Origin of the sequence: Variovorax sp. DXTD-1 (genome assembly GCF_003984625.1) — a bacterium.
Lineage (GTDB): Bacteria > Pseudomonadota > Gammaproteobacteria > Burkholderiales > Burkholderiaceae_C > Variovorax.
This window is the reverse complement of sequence record NZ_RWKH01000004.1, coordinates 241,377-256,825: the sequence shown is the minus strand read 5'-3', so window position 1 is coordinate 256,825 and position 15,449 is coordinate 241,377. Positions and strand designations below refer to the sequence as shown.

13 protein-coding genes are annotated in these 15,449 nt (G+C 65.8%); 10 read left to right on the top strand and 3 right to left on the bottom strand.

Translation table 11 applies throughout. The features are described from left to right. Positions 1-128: 128 nt before the first annotated feature. Positions 129-1,808 (bottom strand): FAD-dependent oxidoreductase, encoded by a 1,680-nt coding sequence (locus EJI00_RS05895; RefSeq protein ID WP_126746527.1) that lies wholly within the window; start codon positions 1,806-1,808, stop codon positions 129-131. A 170-nt stretch (positions 1,809-1,978) separates the two neighbouring features. On the opposite strand from EJI00_RS05895, the gene EJI00_RS05890 reads away from it, so the two are divergent. From EJI00_RS05890 to EJI00_RS05880, 3 genes are all read left to right on the top strand, one after another. After that, a complete protein-coding gene (locus EJI00_RS05890) occupies positions 1,979-2,854 on the top strand; it encodes a GNAT family N-acetyltransferase (RefSeq protein WP_126746526.1) in 876 nt (291 codons plus the stop codon). A gap of 176 nt (positions 2,855-3,030) precedes the next feature. Next, positions 3,031-5,169, top strand: a complete 2,139-nt coding sequence (ppk1, locus tag EJI00_RS05885) for a polyphosphate kinase 1 (RefSeq protein WP_260590466.1) — start codon at positions 3,031-3,033, stop codon at positions 5,167-5,169. Positions 5,170-5,188: 19 nt separating this feature from the next. Next, a complete protein-coding gene (locus tag EJI00_RS05880; protein WP_185868070.1) occupies positions 5,189-5,650 on the top strand; it encodes a SixA phosphatase family protein in 462 nt (153 codons plus the stop codon). A 39-nt stretch (positions 5,651-5,689) separates the two neighbouring features. Here the strand turns inward: EJI00_RS05880 and EJI00_RS05875 are convergent, their stop codons facing one another. After that, positions 5,690-7,210 (bottom strand): Ppx/GppA phosphatase family protein, encoded by a 1,521-nt coding sequence (locus tag EJI00_RS05875; protein ID WP_126746523.1) that lies wholly within the window; start codon positions 7,208-7,210, stop codon positions 5,690-5,692. Between the two features lie 247 nt (positions 7,211-7,457). Here EJI00_RS05875 and pstS point away from each other — a divergent pair, with 247 nt between their 5' ends. From pstS to phoR, 7 genes are read left to right on the top strand one after another with little or no spacing between them, the layout of a single operon-like run. Then, positions 7,458-8,495, top strand: a complete 1,038-nt coding sequence (gene pstS / locus EJI00_RS05870; protein WP_126746522.1) for a phosphate ABC transporter substrate-binding protein PstS — start codon at positions 7,458-7,460, stop codon at positions 8,493-8,495. 33 nt (positions 8,496-8,528) lie between these two features. Continuing rightward, positions 8,529-9,608: a phosphate ABC transporter permease subunit PstC gene (pstC, locus tag EJI00_RS05865; RefSeq protein WP_126746521.1), complete on the top strand. Its 1,080-nt coding sequence runs from the start codon at positions 8,529-8,531 to the stop codon at positions 9,606-9,608. After that, the gene (gene pstA, locus EJI00_RS05860; RefSeq protein WP_126746520.1) at positions 9,605-10,495 is read left to right on the top strand and encodes a phosphate ABC transporter permease PstA; all 891 of its coding nucleotides are present in this window, start codon (positions 9,605-9,607) and stop codon (positions 10,493-10,495) included. The genes pstC and pstA overlap by 4 nt, the downstream gene beginning before the upstream one ends. Before the next feature lie 20 nt (positions 10,496-10,515). After that, positions 10,516-11,295 carry a phosphate ABC transporter ATP-binding protein PstB gene (pstB, locus tag EJI00_RS05855; protein ID WP_021007056.1) on the top strand — a complete coding sequence of 260 codons (780 nt, stop codon included), beginning with the start codon at positions 10,516-10,518 and terminating at the stop codon, positions 11,293-11,295. A 16-nt stretch (positions 11,296-11,311) separates the two neighbouring features. Then, positions 11,312-12,013, top strand: coding sequence for a phosphate signaling complex protein PhoU (gene phoU / locus EJI00_RS05850; RefSeq protein WP_126746519.1), 702 nt, complete (start codon positions 11,312-11,314; stop codon positions 12,011-12,013). Positions 12,014-12,040: 27 nt separating this feature from the next. Next, positions 12,041-12,733, top strand: coding sequence for a phosphate regulon transcriptional regulator PhoB (gene phoB, locus EJI00_RS05845; protein WP_126746518.1), 693 nt, complete (start codon positions 12,041-12,043; stop codon positions 12,731-12,733). Between the two features lie 44 nt (positions 12,734-12,777). After that, positions 12,778-14,115, top strand: coding sequence for a phosphate regulon sensor histidine kinase PhoR (gene phoR, locus EJI00_RS05840; RefSeq protein WP_126746517.1), 1,338 nt, complete (start codon positions 12,778-12,780; stop codon positions 14,113-14,115). Here the strand turns inward: phoR and EJI00_RS05835 are convergent. Beyond that, entirely contained in the window at positions 14,104-15,447 is a 1,344-nt protein-coding gene (locus EJI00_RS05835; RefSeq protein ID WP_126746516.1) for an MATE family efflux transporter, read from the bottom strand. The two genes, phoR and EJI00_RS05835, sit on opposite strands and share 12 nt — an antisense overlap. Positions 15,448-15,449: the final 2 nt, after the last annotated feature.

Here is a 15,449-nt window from a genome sequence, read left to right as displayed (position 1 = left end):
TCTAGCGCTCCGATATGCGGGTTGTGATTTGCGGGTTGCGATTCGAGGCAGGCAGCATATACGCGGCCATTCAAATGCGCGCAGGGCCGGGAATTGCGGTGCGCCGCGCCGCCGCCCCGCGAAGCCGCTCAGGCAACGGCCGAGCTGGACGACAGGTGCTGGTGAATCAACGCCACCACCGCGGCCCCTTCGCCGATGGCACCGCCCACGCGCTTGACAGAGCCCGAGCGCACGTCGCCTACGGCAAACACGCCTTGCACGCTCGATTCGAGCGCGGTGGAGGGCCGGGCCGGAAAGCCGCTGCTCGCCGCATCGCCTGTCAGCACAAAGCCGTGCTTGTCGACTGAAACCCCGCAGCCTTCAAGCCAACTGGTTTCAGGCTCGGCGCCAACGAAGAGAAAGATGTTGCGGGCCGCGCAGTCGTGTTCATCGCCGGTGGTCTGGCAGCGCCACCTGGCGCCGGTAAGGCCCTCGTCGGAGCCGCCATTCAGCTTGACCAACTGGGTGTGCGGGTGCAGTTCGATGTTGGGCGTGGCCTCGATGCGGTCGATGAGGTAGCGCGACATGCTGGCCGCCAGCGAAGGGCCGCGCACCAGCACATTGACCTTGGCCGCGTGGCGCGACAGGAACACCGCGGCTTGTCCGGCCGAGTTGCCGCCGCCGACAAGCGCGACCTCTTGCTGGGAGCAAAGCTTTGCTTCGATAGCCGACGCCCAGTACCAGATGCCGCGGCCTTCGAACTCCGACAGCCGCGGCACATCCGGCCGACGGTAGCGCGCGCCGCTGGCAATGACGACGGTGCGCGCATTGATGGTGCGGCCGTCGGCCAGCGCAATGCGCAGGCTGCCCATCGGGTTGTTGCGGGTGCAGTCCAGCGAGGTGACCTTCACCGGAATGAGCATCTCGACGCCGAATTTCTGGGCTTGCACGAAAGCGCGGCCCGCGAGCGCCTGCCCCGAGATGCCGGTGGGAAAGCCCAAGTAGTTCTCGATGCGCGCGCTGGCGCCGGCCTGGCCGCCGAAGGCGCGGCAATCGAGCACGATCACGTGCAGGCCTTCGGAAGCCGCATACACCGCGGTCGCCAGGCCGGCGGGGCCGGCACCGACCACGGCCACGTCGAACAGCTCGTCGCGCTCGGCGGTGTCCACCATGCCCAAGCAGCGGGCCAATGCATCTTCGGCCGGGTTGACCAGCACCGAGCCGTCGGGACACACGGCCAGCAGCTTGCAGGTGCCGTACTGTTCGAGCAGCGCCGCGGCGTCGGGATCTTCTGCCGCATCGACCAGGTGATAGGGGTGGCCGTTGCGGCGCAGAAAGTTCTCCAGCCGCGCCATGTCGGGCGACTCGGGCTTGCCGATGAGCACCGGCCCGCTCGCGCCCGATTCGATCAGCGCCACGCGCCGCAAGATCAGCGCGCGGGTGATGCGTTCGCCAAGATCCGCTTCGGCCACGAGCAGCGCACGCAGTTGCGCCGGCGGCACGACCAGCGCTTCGACTTCCTCGTCGGCATGGCCATCGACAAGGGCAGGGCGGCCGCTCAGCTGGCCCACCTCGGCAAGGAACTCGCCCGGCCCCTGGCGAACGATGGGCACCACATGCCCGAGGCCGTCGCGCTGCGTGATGGCGACCACGCCCTTCAGCAGCACGAACATGCCGGGGCCTGTTTCTCCCGCGGTAAAGAGCCTTTCCCCGCGCGCAAATCGCTGCACCGTTCCGAACCGCGCAATGCGCGCAACCTCGGCGTCGCTGAGAACGGGAAAGGTCTGGTGAAGGCGGTTGTCGAAATTGCTGCTTGCGTCTGTGGCCATTTAAAGAAACTCCAGTGTCGCGACCCACCGCATTAGACAGCCTTGCGGGCCGATTGGGCAGCCCGGGAATGGGGCCCAAACACGCTGTAACACCGTCATGCAAATGCCATGCCGCTGACATGCCGGTTTCACCGCGAGTGCAGAGACTCCATCGGCAGAAAGGGTTCCCAATGAAAGAACTGCCCAATCCGACGTTTCCGTTGTCGCAGATCGGACTGCGCGCCGCCTTGTGGCCCGTCCCTGCCGCTGCAAACGCTGCGCGCACGTCGGTGCCCGAGGCGCCCGCTGCGGTTCTGGTGCCACCGGTCGTCGATGCGAAGCAGGGCATCACGGTGAGCTGGGCACGCCACCTCGATGATGTGCGCGCCGCGCAGCGCCTGCGCTATGAAGTGTTCGTCGGCGAAATGGGCGCGCGCGTGAGCACGCCGGTGGCGGGACACGACATCGACTTGTTCGACGACTTCTGCGAGCACCTGCTGGTGCGCGACGAGCTCACGCAGCATGTGATTGGCACGTATCGCGTGCTCACGCCGGCCCAAGCCCGTCGCGTGGGCAGCACCTACAGCGACACCGAATTCGACCTGACCCGGCTGCGCGACCTGCGCGAGCGCATGGTCGAGCTGGGCCGCAGCTGCGTGCATCCCGATCATCGGCAGGGCGGGGTCATTCTTGCGCTGTGGGGCGCGCTGGCGGGCTTCATGCATCGCAACAAGCTCGACACAATGATCGGCTGCGCGAGCATTCCCATGTCACACAACGGCGTGACCAACGGCGATGCGGCGGCCAGCATCTGGCGCCAGCTGTCGGCCAGCCACATGGCGCCGATCCAGTACCAGGTGCAGCCGAGGCTGCCGCTGCCGGTCGAGCGCCTGGACAGCGCGCTCGACGTTGAGCCGCCGGCCCTCATCAAGGGTTACCTGCGCCTGGGCGCCAAGGTGCTGGGCGCTCCGGCATGGGACCCGGATTTCAACACCGCGGACCTGCCGATGCTGATGCGCATCGACGACTTGCCGGCGCGCTACCGCAAGCACTTTCTGGGCGCATGAAGCCAGCGGTCGCCCGGCCCGCTGCCAGGCCATCTGCTTCTTCGCCTGATTCGGGGGAGCCGGGCGCTGGCGAATCGACGTCACAGGAGCGTCACGGAAACGTCACAAACAAGGACGAAACTGTCATATTTCCGCCTACGTGTGCTCCCGTGCCCCTTGCCCCAGAATCAGTGCCCATGCAATCTGCTACCGCTGACCGGACATTTGAGGTCGCGGCATCGGCGCCCGCGCTGCTCGACCGCGATCACAGCATCTTGTCTTTCAACGAGCGCGTGCTCGATTGGGCCCACAGGCCCGAGGTGCCGCTCATCGAGCGCCTTCGCTACCTGTGCATCGTTTCATCGAACCTCGATGAATTCTTTGAGGTCCGCGCCGCGCCGCACCTGATTGCCAGCAGCGCCAGCGACCAGAAGGGCACCTACACCACCGAGTCGTTCGAGCGCCTGGCCGAGGCTGCCCACACGCTGGTAGGCCGCCAATACGCGCTGTACAACGACGAGCTGATGCCCACGTTTGCCAAGCACGGCATCCACATCATTTCGCACGGCGAGCGCAATGCGGCGCAGCGCAAATGGGTCAGCGAATATTTCGAGCGCGAAGTGCGCCCGTTGTTGATTCCGGTGGGGCTTGACCCGGCGCACCCGTTTCCGCAGGTGGCCAACAAGTCGCTCAACTTCATCGTGCGGCTTGGCGGCAAGGACGCATTCGGCCGCGAAAACCCGATCCAGATCGTCAAGGTGCCGCGCGTGCTGCCGCGCGTCATTCGCATGCCGGCCAAGGTGTCCGACGGCAAGACGCTGTTCGTGGCGCTTTCGAGTGTGGTGCGCGCGCACCTCTCGAGCATGTTCCCGGGCCGCGAGGTCGGCGACTTCTCGCAGTTCCGCGTCACCCGGCATTCCGATCTTGCGGTCGACGAGGAAGACGTCAAGAACCTGCGCACCGCCTTGCGCCAGGGATTGCAGCACCGGCACTACGGGCAGGCGGTGCGGCTCGAGGTTTCGGCCAGTTGCGCCGAGTCGCTTGCGAGCTTTCTGCTGGCGCAGTTCAATCTGCCGCCGCAGGCGCTCTATCGCGTGCACGGCCCTGTCAACCTGGCAAGGCTCACGCAGCTGATCGATCTGCTGGACGAGCCGCAGCTGCGCTTTCCGCCGTACTCGGCGTCGTATCCCGTCACGCTGTCTCCGGCGCAGTCGTTCTTCGAGCGGCTGCAGCGCGGCGACGTGCTGATCCACCAGCCCTTCGAAAGCTTCGACGGCGTGCTCGCATTCCTGCGCGAGGCGGTGCAAGACCCGCAGGTACTGGCCATCAAGCAGACCATCTACCGCACCGGTGCCGATTCGGAACTGATGGACCTGCTGCGCGAAGCCGTGCGCCGCGGCAAGGAAGTGACGGTGGTTGTGGAGCTCAAGGCGCGTTTCGACGAAGAGGCCAACATCAACTGGGCCGAAATGCTCGAGTCGATCGGCGCGCAGGTGGTGTACGGCGTGGTGGGCCTGAAGACGCACGCCAAGATGCTGCTGGTGACGCGCCGCGAGGGCAAGCAGATGCGCCGCTACGGCCATCTTTCCACCGGCAACTACAACCCGCGCACCGCCAAGCTCTACACCGACATCAGCCATCTGACGGCCGATCCGCTGCTGACGGCCGACATGGAAGCGGTGTTCGTGCATCTGGCAAGCCAGAGTCGCCTTCCCAAGCTCAACCGCATGTGGCTGGCGCCGTTCGACCTGCACAAGAACCTCATTGCGCAACTCGATGCCTTGAGTGTGGCAGCCGCAACCGGCGAGACCACGCGCATCGTCGCCAAGATGAACGCGCTGACCGATGACCAACTGGTTGCCGCGCTCATGCGCGCGGGGCAGAAGGGCGTGAAGATCGACCTCATCGTGCGCGGCGCCTGCACCTTGCCGGCGCAGGTGCCGGGGTTGACCGACAACATTTGGGTGCGCTCGGTCATCGGACGGTTCCTGGAGCATTCGCGGGTCTTCTACTTCCGCAGCGGCGAAGAAGAGTCGCTCTATCTCTCGAGCGCCGACTGGATGAACCGCAACATGATGCGGCGCGTGGAACTGGCCTGGCCGGTCACGGACCCGAGCCTTCGCCAGCGCCTGATCGACGAATGCCTGGTAGCCTACCTGCACGACGGCCGCGACGCATGGGACCTTGGCGGCGACGGCATCTACACGCGCGTCGACCACGACACCCATCGCGGCGAGGCGGGTGCTTCGCGCGCCGTCGAGGCGCACGGCGCACAGACCGCGCTCATGAACCGATATGCATCGCGAGGGCATCACTCCGATGCATCCAGCAACTGACCATCGAAAGACGATGAGCATGGACTTGATCTTCTGGCGCCATGCCGAAGCCGAGGACTGGACCGAGGGCTGCGACGACCTGCAGCGCTCTCTCACCGCGCGTGGCGAGAAGCAGGCCAAGCGCATGGCAAGTTGGCTCGACCGCCAATTGCCCGACGGCACCCGCATCATCTGCAGCCCCGCGCGGCGCTGCGAGCAGACCGCGCTCGCGCTCGGGCGCAAGTACAAGCTGCGTTCCGAACTCGCGCCCGACACCACGGCCGAGGCCATGCTGGGCGCCGCGGGGTGGCCCAACGGAAAGTCTGTGGTGCTGATGATCGGCCACCAGCCCTCGGTGGGGCAGGCCATTTCGCTTCTATTGGGACTGAAGCAGGACAGCTGTCCGGTGCGCAAGGGCGCGCTGTGGTGGATTCGCACGCGTGAGCGCGACGGCGACGTGCAGACCGTGGTGGTTACCGTTCAGTCGCCCGAACTGCTCTGAAGCCACCTCGCCCGAGCGCCTGCGCCGTGACACGCCGGCTCAGCAGCTGCTGAGTTCCACCCGCCAGTTGCTGGTCTTCTGCCAGGCCAGCACTTCTTCGCGCAGCAGGTGCGCGGACTGGGGATAGGCATTGGCCCAGTCGGGCGCGCAGACGATCGTGAAAGCCCTGCCGCCCAACGCCGCGAGATGCAGCGCCTGCGGATCGGGATCGCGGCGCGCGTGGCACAGAATCACCGCCAGACGCAGCGACAGCAGCTGCATCACGAAGGTCTCGTCGTCGAGCGCCGTCTCTAGCTTGCGCAGCTTGCCGCGCTGTCCCAGAACCAGTTGGCCGAGTGCGTGGAGTTCGTTCACGGCAAAGCCGGGCGCGTCGGTGTTGTCCAGAATGTAGGCGCCGTGCTTGTGATAGTCGCTGTGCGAAACCAGCGTGCCGATTTCATGCAGCTGCGCCGCCCAGCCCAGCTTGCGCAGCGCCCGCCCGGCGCGGCTGGCGGAGCTGCCGCCGCGTGCCGCCGGCGCCAGTTGCACGAACAGCGCCGCGGCCGTTTCGCCCACGCGCTTGGCCTGGGCCGCATCGACCGAAAAGCGGGCGGCCAGCCGCGCCACGGTGGCGGTGCGCAAATCGGCCACGCCTTCGTCTCGTTCCAGCAACTCGTAGAGCACGCCATGGCGAAGCGCGCCCTGGGCCACTTTCATTTCCTCGATGCCGAGCAGGTCGAACACCGCCCGCAGCACGCTCACGCCGCCGCCAATCACCGGCTTGCGGTCTTCGCGCATGCCGTCGATGCGCAGCTTGTCGGCGCTGCCGGCCTTGAGCAGGCGGTCGAGCAGCCAGTCGAGCCCGTCGCGGGTAATCAGCCCCGGCTCTCCGCCGGCCGCGGCCAGCACGTCGCCCACCGCGCCGATGGTGCCGGAGGCACCGTAGGCCACGTCCCACTGGTCGCGGGTGTAGCTTGAAAGCGCATCGTCCAGCACGGCCTTGGCGGCCACCTCGGCGGCGCGGAATGCGGCGGGGCTGAAGAGGCCTTCCGCAAAGTGCTTCATCGACCAGGCGACGCTGCCCACGCGATAAGACTCCATGAGTTCGGCCTCGAGCGCCTGGCCGATGATCATTTCGGTCGAGCGCCCGCCGATGTCCACCACCAGGCGGCGCTCCCGGTCGGAGGCGTCGGTGTGCGGCAGCATGTGCGCCACGCCCTGGTAGATAAGGCGGGCTTCCTCGCGGCCTGGGATCACATCGATGCCGAACCCCAGGATGGTGCGCGCGCGCAATAGAAATTCTTCGCGGTTGCGAGCCTCGCGCAACGTCTGGGTGGCCACGGCGCGCACCTGTGAGCGTTTGAAGCCGGCCAGCCGCTCGCCAAACCGGGCGAGCGCGTCCCAGCCGCGCTGCATGGCCTCCGGCGTGAGATTGCGGGCGCTGTCCAGGCCGTTGCCCTGGCGCACCGTCTCCTTGAGGTATTCGGTGCGGTGAATCTGACCGTGGTCGACCTGTCCGATTTCCAGCCTGAAGCTGTTCGAACCGAGATCGACCGCTGCGAGGCGGGTGCCGTTTTGCATTTTGTAGTGAAGAGGGCGGGGCTGTGATCGTAGCGCCTTGGCCTGGCGCGCCGCCCCGGTCGCATAGCGCGAGGGTTGGAAGGCTAGAGACCGTGCGTGACGGTTTCATGACGGCGTCACAAAAGCTTTCGCCGCAAAGGTGGCTTTTCCCTCTATGGCGGGGTGTCACATTGATGTCACACAAGCTTTCTAGAGTCCGTCCCAAGCCCGAAAGGGACTACTTCTTACTTCTAAAAAAGGAAGCCTTATGAAAACGACCTTCAAGTTTGCAGCTGCCGGCCTCGTGGCCGCAGCTTTCGCCCATGTTCCCGCTTTTGCACAGGACGTAACCGGCGCCGGCGCCAGCTTCCCGGCACCGCTGTATGCCAAGTGGGCCTCCGACTTCAACAAGAGCACCGGCGTCAAGATCAACTACCAGTCGGTCGGCTCGGGTGCCGGCCTCAAGCAGATCGAAGCCAAGACCGTCGATTTCGGCGCTTCCGACGCTCCCCTGAAGGACGAGGAACTCCAGGCCAAGGGCCTGATGCAGTTCCCCACCGTCATCGGCGGCGTGATTCCCGTGGTCAACATCCCCGGCATCAAGCCGGGCGAGCTGAAGCTCAACGGCCAGGTCCTGGGCGACATCTACCTGGGCAAGATCACCAAGTGGAACGACCCCGCCATCAAGGCACTGAATGGCTCGCTGGCCCTGCCGGACGCCGCCATTGCACCCGTTCGCCGCGCCGACGGCTCGGGCACCAGCTTTCTGTTCACCAACTACCTGAGCAAGGTCAATGCCGAGTGGAAGAGCAAGGTCGGCGAAGGCACGGCCGTGAACTGGCCCACCGGCGCGGGCGGCAAGGGCAATGAAGGCGTCGCCGCTTTCGTGAACCGCCTGCCCAACTCGATCGGCTATGTCGAATACGCCTATGTCAAGCAGAACAAGATGACCTACGCCCAGCTGCAGAACGCGGCCGGCAACTTCGTCTCGCCTGAAGACACCGCATTCAAGGCTGCTGCCGCCGCCGCCGACTGGAACAAGAGCTTCTACCAGGTGCTGACCAACCAGGCCGACAAGGGCGCATGGCCGATCACCGGCGCGACCTTCATCCTGATGCACAAGGCGCAGGACAAGCCCGCCAACGCCACCACGGTGCTGAAGTTCTTCGACTGGGCCTACAAGAACGGCGACAAGACCGCCGACGAGCTCGACTACGTGCCGATGCCCGATACGGTGAAGGCCACGATTGCCAAGGCATGGGGCGAGGTGAAGGACGCATCGGGCAAGCCGGTCGCGTTCAAGTAAGCAACCCACCCACCAGCCCAGAACGGCGCATCCATGAGCAGCACACCGCTCCAGGATGCGCCGCATTCGTCTTTGCCGGAGCGACCCGTGTCATCCACTTTTCCTGCTTCCGCATCCGCGCTCGACCTCGCTGCCGAGCGCGGCCGCGCCACTGCTCCACCACCCGCCAAGGCACCGCGCTCCGGCCCGATGGCCGACCGCCTGTTCGGCTGGGCCGCCAAGGGCGCCGCGCTGCTCACGCTCGCGATGCTGATCGGCATCCTGCTGTCGCTGATTGCCGGCGCATGGCCCGCCATTTCGAAGTACGGCCTGGGCTTTCTCACCAGCAGCGTGTGGGACCCCGTGCAGAACGAGTACGGCGGCCTGGTCATGATCTACGGCACGCTGGCCACCTCGATCATCGCGCTGGTGATTGCGGTGCCGGTGAGCTTCGGCATTGCGCTGTTTTTGACAGAACTTTCGCCCAGCTGGCTGAAGCGCCCGCTGGGCACGGCCATCGAGCTGCTCGCCGCGGTGCCGTCCATCGTGTACGGCATGTGGGGCCTGCTCGTGTTCGGCCCGATTCTTTCCACCTGGGTGCAGCAGCCGCTGCAGAAGCTGCTTGCCGGCGTGCCGTACCTCGGCGCCCTGGTGTCGGGCCCGCCGGTGGGCATCGGCATTCTGTCGGCCGGCATCATCCTCGCGATCATGATCATTCCGTTCATTGCCTCGGTGATGCGCGACGTGTTCGAAGTGACGCCGCCTCTGCTCAAGGAGTCGGCCTACGGCCTCGGCTCCACGACCTGGGAAGTGGTCTCGAAGGTTGTGCTGCCCTACACCAAGGCCGGCGTCATCGGCGGCATCATGCTCGGCCTTGGCCGGGCGCTGGGCGAAACGATGGCGGTCACCTTCGTGATCGGCAACATGAACCAGCTCAATTCGCTGTCGGTGTTCGAGGCTGCGAACAGCATTACCTCGGCGCTTGCCAACGAGTTCGCCGAAGCCGGCGCAGGCCTTCACCAGGCCGCGCTGATGTACCTCGGCCTGGTGCTGTTCTTTATTACCTTCGTGGTGCTGACGCTCTCCAAGGTGCTGCTGGCCCAGATGAAGAAGAGCGAAGGGACCAAGTCATGAACACGAGCACTGCACAAAACCTGCTGAGCGCCAAGGCGCTCGCAGAAACCCGCCAGGCCAAGTTCGCCTCGCGCAAGCGGGTCAACCAGATCGCGCTCACGCTGTCGCTCGCCGCGATGATGTTCGGCGTGTTCTGGCTCATCTGGATCCTGTGGGAAACGCTGCGACTGGGCCTTGGCGGCCTGGCGCTTGCCACGTTCACCGAAATGACGCCGCCGCCGAACGAGGCGGGTGGTATCGCGAACGCGATCTTCGGCTCGTTCGTGATGGTGGCGCTGGCCACCTTCGTGGGCACGCCGATCGGCATCATGGCCGGCATCTACCTGGCCGAGTACAACCCCAAGGGCTGGCTCTCGTCGGTCACGCGCTTCGTCAACGACATCCTGCTGTCGGCGCCGTCGATCGTGATCGGCCTGTTCGTGTATGCCGTGGTGGTGGCGTACTTCAAGACCTTCTCGGGCCTTGCGGGTGCGCTTTCGCTGGCGCTGATCGTGATTCCGGTGGTCATTCGCACCACCGAGAACATGCTGCAGCTGGTGCCGCCGGGCCTTCGCGAGGCGGCCTATGCACTGGGCACGCCGAAGTGGAAAGTCATCCTGAGCATCACGCTGCGCGCCGCGCGTGCCGGTGTGGTCACGGGTGTGCTGCTGGCCGTGGCGCGCATTGCCGGCGAAACCGCGCCGCTGCTCTTTACCGCGCTGAACAATCAGTTCTGGACCGCCGACATCAGCCAGCCGATGGCCAGCCTGCCGGTGACGATCTTCAAGTTTGCGATGAGCCCGTACGAAAACTGGCAACAGCTGGCCTGGGCCGGCGTGTTCCTGATCACCGTGGCCGTGCTTGCCCTCAACATCCTGGCGCGCGTTCTTACGCGCAACAAACTCTGATTCAAGAAGAAGTAGCAACCATGCCAAACACCGTCGCACAACCGTCGCGCTCGAAGATCTCGGTCAAGGACCTGAACTTCTACTACGGCAAGTTCCACGCGCTCAAGGGCATCAACCTCGAGATCCCCGAGAACAAGGTCACGGCCTTCATCGGCCCGTCGGGCTGCGGCAAGTCGACCCTGCTGCGCACCTTCAACCGCATGTTCGAGCTCTACCCGGAGCAGCGCGCCGAAGGCACCATTGCGCTGGACGGCGAGAACCTGCTCACGTCCAAGCAGGACGTCGCGCTGATCCGCGCGAAGGTCGGCATGGTGTTCCAGAAGCCCACGCCGTTCCCGATGTCGATCTATGACAACATCGCCTTCGGCGTGAAGCTGTTCGAGAACCTGAGCGCCAGCGAAATGGACGACCGTGTCGAGTGGGCCCTGAAGAAGGCCGCCCTCTGGACCGAGGTACGCGACAAGCTGCAGCAAAGCGGCTCGGGCCTTTCGGGCGGCCAGCAGCAGCGCCTGTGCATTGCACGCGGCATTGCCATCAAGCCTGAAGTGCTGCTGCTCGACGAACCGTGCTCCGCGCTCGACCCGATTTCGACCGCGAAGATCGAGGAGTTGATTGCCGAGCTGAAAAACGAGTACACCGTGGTCATCGTGACGCACAACATGCAGCAGGCCGCACGCTGCAGCGACTACACCGCGTACATGTACCTGGGCGACCTGATCGAGTTCGGCGCGACGGAGCAGATGTTCTTCAAGCCGCAGCGCAAGGAGACCGAGGATTACATTACCGGCCGTTTCGGCTGATGCCAAGGAGGCACACATGACTGAAAAACATCTCTCCAGCCAGTTCGACAGCGAACTCAACGGCGTTTCGTCGCGCGTGATGGAGCTCGGCGGCATGGTCGAGGCGCAAATCCACCAGGCGGTGTATGCGCTGCTGCAGTTCGACCCCGAGGCGGCCGACCGCGTGATGGAAACCGAGCACCGCGTGAACGCGATGGAGATCGAGATCGACCGCGAGCTGTCGTCGATCATCGCGCGTCGCCAGCCGACCGCGCGCGACCTGCGCCTTCTGATCGCCATCTCCAAGACCACCGCCAACTTGGAGCGCGTGGGCGACGAGGCCAACAAGATCGCCCGCATGGTCAAGTCGATCATCGAGAGCGGCTCGGCCCGTGCGCTGCCCTCGAACGAACTGCGCATTGCCGCCGACCTGGCTTCGGGCCTGCTGCGTACCGCGCTCGACGCGTTCGCGCGCCTGGACACGGCCGCCGCGCTGTCGATCCTGAAGGACGACGACCTGATCGACAAGGAGTTCGACGGCTTCGTGCGCAAGCTGGTCACCTACATGATGGAAGACCCGCGCACGATCTCGGCCAGCCTCGACCTGCTGTTCCTGGCCAAGGCCATCGAACGCATCGGAGACCACGCCAAGAACATCGCCGAGTTCATCATCTACATCGTCAAGGGCGCCGATGTGCGGCACACTTCGATGCAGGAAATCGAATCGGCGCTGCAGTAACGACGAGCGCCAGACTCCCCAGAAAGCATGAAGAAACCCCGAGTCCTGATCGTCGAAGACGAGTCGTCGATCGCCGAGCTGATCGCCGTCAACCTGCGCCACAACGGCTTCGAGCCGATCTGGTCGGAAGACGGTGCCGCAGCCCAGCGCGAGATCGACGCTTTCCTGCCGGACCTGATCCTGCTCGACTGGATGCTGCCGGGCCAAAGCGGCCTGCAGCTTGCCCGCCAGTGGCGCAAGGACGCACGCACCAAGGCAATCCCGATCCTGATGCTGACCGCACGCGGCGACGAGCCCGACAAGGTGGCCGGGCTGGACGCGGGCGCCGACGACTACATCACCAAGCCGTTCTCGACCCAGGAAATGCTCGCGCGCATCCGCGCCGTGCTGCGCCGCCGCGCACCCGAGGTGGTCACCGAGCGCGTCGAAATCGGCGAGCTCGCGCTCGACACCGCCACGCATCGCGTCACCTGGCAGGGCAATGCGCTCAAGGTGGGGCCGACCGAGTTCAAGCTGCTGGCCTACCTGATGCAGCACGCCGAGCGCGTGCACAGCCGTGCGCAACTGCTCGACAAGGTCTGGGGCGACCACGTCTACATCGAGGAACGCACGGTCGACGTGCACGTCAAGCGCCTGCGTGAATCGCTGGGTGCCGCGGCGCCCATGGTCGAAACCGTGCGCGGTGCCGGCTATCGCCTGACTGCCCAAGTCACGGTTTGAAGAGCGCGGTGTTCATCGGCCGCGGGCGCGGATAATCGCGCGCCATGCCTTTCCGTATTGCTACTTTTCTTATAGCGTCCATCGTCTTTGGCTTGGGCGCTGCAGGCATTTTCGGCTGGAAGTTCGGATGGCTGGGCGCCTGGTTGGGCGCGGTGCTCTGGCTGGCGATGGACGCCTGGCGGGCCGAGCGGCTGCTGAGGGTGCTGCGCAACAACGCATCGGGCCTGCCCACGCGCGGCGCGGGCGTGTGGGGCGAGCTTGCCGAACGCATCCGCAAGCTGCTGCGCGACCGCGAGCAGCAGACCCGGCAGGCAGAAGAGCGCCTTCAGGAGTTTCTGGCGGCCATCCAGGCGTCCCCCAACGGCGTGATCCTGCTCGACGAGCAGGGCCGCATCGAATGGTGCAACCAGACGGCGGCCGCCCAGTTCGGCATCAATGCCGAGCGCGACCTTTTGCAGCACCTTGCAAACCTGGTGCGCGACCCGGCCTTCGTGGCCTACCTGGCCTCGTGGAACTACAGCCGCGATGTCGTCATCGATGCCTCCGGCCACGGCCAGGCGCAGCAGCGCAGCCATCCGGTACGGCTTTCGGTGCAGGTGCACCCCTATGCCGGCAACCGCCGCATGCTGCTCACGCGCGACATCACCGCGGTGGAGCAGGCGGAAGCCATGCGGCGCGACTTTGTCGCCAATGTCTCGCACGAAATCCGCACGCCGCTCACGGTGCTGGCCGGCTTTGTCGAAACGCTGCAGAACCTTCCGCTCGATGCGGAGGAGCGCACGCGGTACCTTTCGCTGATGAGCCAGCAGTCGCACCGCATGGAAACGCTGGTGAACGACCTGCTGACGCTCTCGCGCCTCGAAGGCAGCGCGCCGCCTTCGGGCAACCAGTGGATCCGGATTCGCGCGCTGCTTGCTCAGTGCGAGGACGAAGGGCGCGGATTGTCGGGCCGGCTGGTGCCGCAGGGGCATCGGCTTTCCTTCACCATCGAGGCCGAGTCTGAAATCTCAGGTGCGCCGACCGAGCTGCAAAGCGCCATGTCGAACCTGCTGACCAACGCCATTCGCTACACGCCCGGCGGCGGCGAGGTGGCGGTGACCTGGCGGCGGCTGCCCGATGGGCGCGGTGAATACGCAGTGCGCGACACCGGCCCCGGTATTGCCGCCGAGCACATTCCCCGCCTGACGGAGCGCTTCTACCGCATCGACCGCAGCCGCTCGCGCGAGACTGGCGGCACCGGGCTGGGCCTTGCCATCGTCAAGCACATTGCACAGCGGCACGGAGCTGAACTGCGCATCGAGAGCACGGTGGGCAAGGGCTCCCGCTTTGCGCTGGTTTTTCCGGCGAACCGGGTGCGGGAAGCGCGGCTGCTAGCGAAGTGAACGCTGCATCGTCCACCGCAGCAGGGCGCCGAACAGCACGGCAGTGACCGCGAGCGCGCCCGAGCCCATGAGCCAGAACGCCAGCGGCGACTGCATCGCGGGCCAGGGCCCCAAGCCGCGGTAGGCCAGCAGATAGCTGCCGCCAAGGCCCAGACCCCACAGCAGCGTGCAATAAATGACGAGCGGCACCAGCGTGACGCGGTAGCAGCGCAGCACGAAGACGCACAGCGTCTGCAGCGCATCGGCAAAATGATAGACCGCCACCACCAGCAGCAACCCCGCGGCAATTGCCACCACGGCCGGGTTGTCGGAATACACGTGGGCCAGCTTGAAGCGCAGGGCCACCATGGCCCCCGCGAAGAACAGCGCGCACAGGGCGGTGAGTTCAAAGCCCATGCGGCAGGCGCGGCGCGCCCTGGCCGCATGGCCGGCGCCGAGCCAGAAGCTCACGCGCGCGCTGGTGGCAATGGCCAATGAAAGGGGCACCATGTAGGCCACCGCCAGCAGGTTGGAGGCAATCTGGTGTGCTGCTGCCGCGGCCGTGCCGAGGCGGGCGATGAAAAGCGCCATCAAGGTGAACGAGGTCACTTCCACCAGCACGGCCAGCCCGCCGGGAATGCCAAGGCTTGCAAACTGGCGGATCTGCCGCCAGTCGGGTGCCTCGATGCGTTCCCAGAGCCGGTAGTCCTTGTAGAAGGAACTGCTGCGCAGAAGCCATGCCGCACAGGCCAGCATCGCCCAGTTCACGCACAGCGTGGCCCAGGCGCAGCCCACCAGGCCCATGGCCGGCAGGCCCGCGCCGCCGAAGGTGAACCAGATCGACAGCGGCAGCTTCACGAACAGCGAGCCGAGCTGCAGCCAGGTCACTACCTGCGGCTTGCCGAGGCTCTGGTTCAGCGTGCTGAACAAGCGGAAGAGCAGGGCAGGCGGCAGCGCAAAGGCCAGCACCGCCAGATAGGCCTCCACGCCGGCACGCATGTCGGGAGGCACCTGGGTCCAGCGCAACACGGCGCCGGGGAAAAGCAGCACCACCATGCCGACCGCGATCGTGATGGCGCTCAGGTAAAGCGACTGCCGCACCGAGCGGCCGACTTCGCTCCTGCGGTCGGCGCCGTGCAGTTCGGCCCACACCGGCAGCAGCGCCTGCAGCACGCCCATCAGCGAGACGAAAACGCTGATGAAGACGGCCGCGCCCACCGACAGCGCGGCGAGGGCGCTTTCGGCATAGCGCCCGGCCACGATGGTGTCGGTCACGCCGAATGCCATCACGGCCAGCTGGCCGACCAGCACCGTGCCGGCATGCCGCGCGATCAGACCTCTTTCGCCAGTCACTT

Excerpts from the sequence above, each read along its gene's own strand:
- EJI00_RS05890 (WP_126746526.1), top strand. The coding sequence starts at position 1,979 with ATGAAAGAACTGCCCAATCCGACGTTTCCGTTGTCGCAGATCGGACTG.
- pstA (WP_126746520.1), top strand. The coding sequence starts at position 9,605 with ATGAACACGAGCACTGCACAAAACCTGCTGAGCGCCAAGGCGCTCGCA.
- EJI00_RS05875 (WP_126746523.1), bottom strand. The coding sequence starts at position 7,210 with ATGCAAAACGGCACCCGCCTCGCAGCGGTCGATCTCGGTTCGAACAGC.
- EJI00_RS05880 (WP_185868070.1), top strand. The coding sequence starts at position 5,189 with ATGGACTTGATCTTCTGGCGCCATGCCGAAGCCGAGGACTGGACCGAG.
- pstS (WP_126746522.1), top strand. The coding sequence starts at position 7,458 with ATGAAAACGACCTTCAAGTTTGCAGCTGCCGGCCTCGTGGCCGCAGCT.
- phoB (WP_126746518.1), top strand. The coding sequence starts at position 12,041 with ATGAAGAAACCCCGAGTCCTGATCGTCGAAGACGAGTCGTCGATCGCC.
- pstB (WP_021007056.1), top strand. The coding sequence starts at position 10,516 with ATGCCAAACACCGTCGCACAACCGTCGCGCTCGAAGATCTCGGTCAAG.
- phoR (WP_126746517.1), top strand. The coding sequence starts at position 12,778 with ATGCCTTTCCGTATTGCTACTTTTCTTATAGCGTCCATCGTCTTTGGC.
- pstC (WP_126746521.1), top strand. The coding sequence starts at position 8,529 with ATGAGCAGCACACCGCTCCAGGATGCGCCGCATTCGTCTTTGCCGGAG.
- ppk1 (WP_260590466.1), top strand. The coding sequence starts at position 3,031 with ATGCAATCTGCTACCGCTGACCGGACATTTGAGGTCGCGGCATCGGCG.
- phoU (WP_126746519.1), top strand. The coding sequence starts at position 11,312 with ATGACTGAAAAACATCTCTCCAGCCAGTTCGACAGCGAACTCAACGGC.
- EJI00_RS05895 (WP_126746527.1), bottom strand. The coding sequence starts at position 1,808 with ATGGCCACAGACGCAAGCAGCAATTTCGACAACCGCCTTCACCAGACC.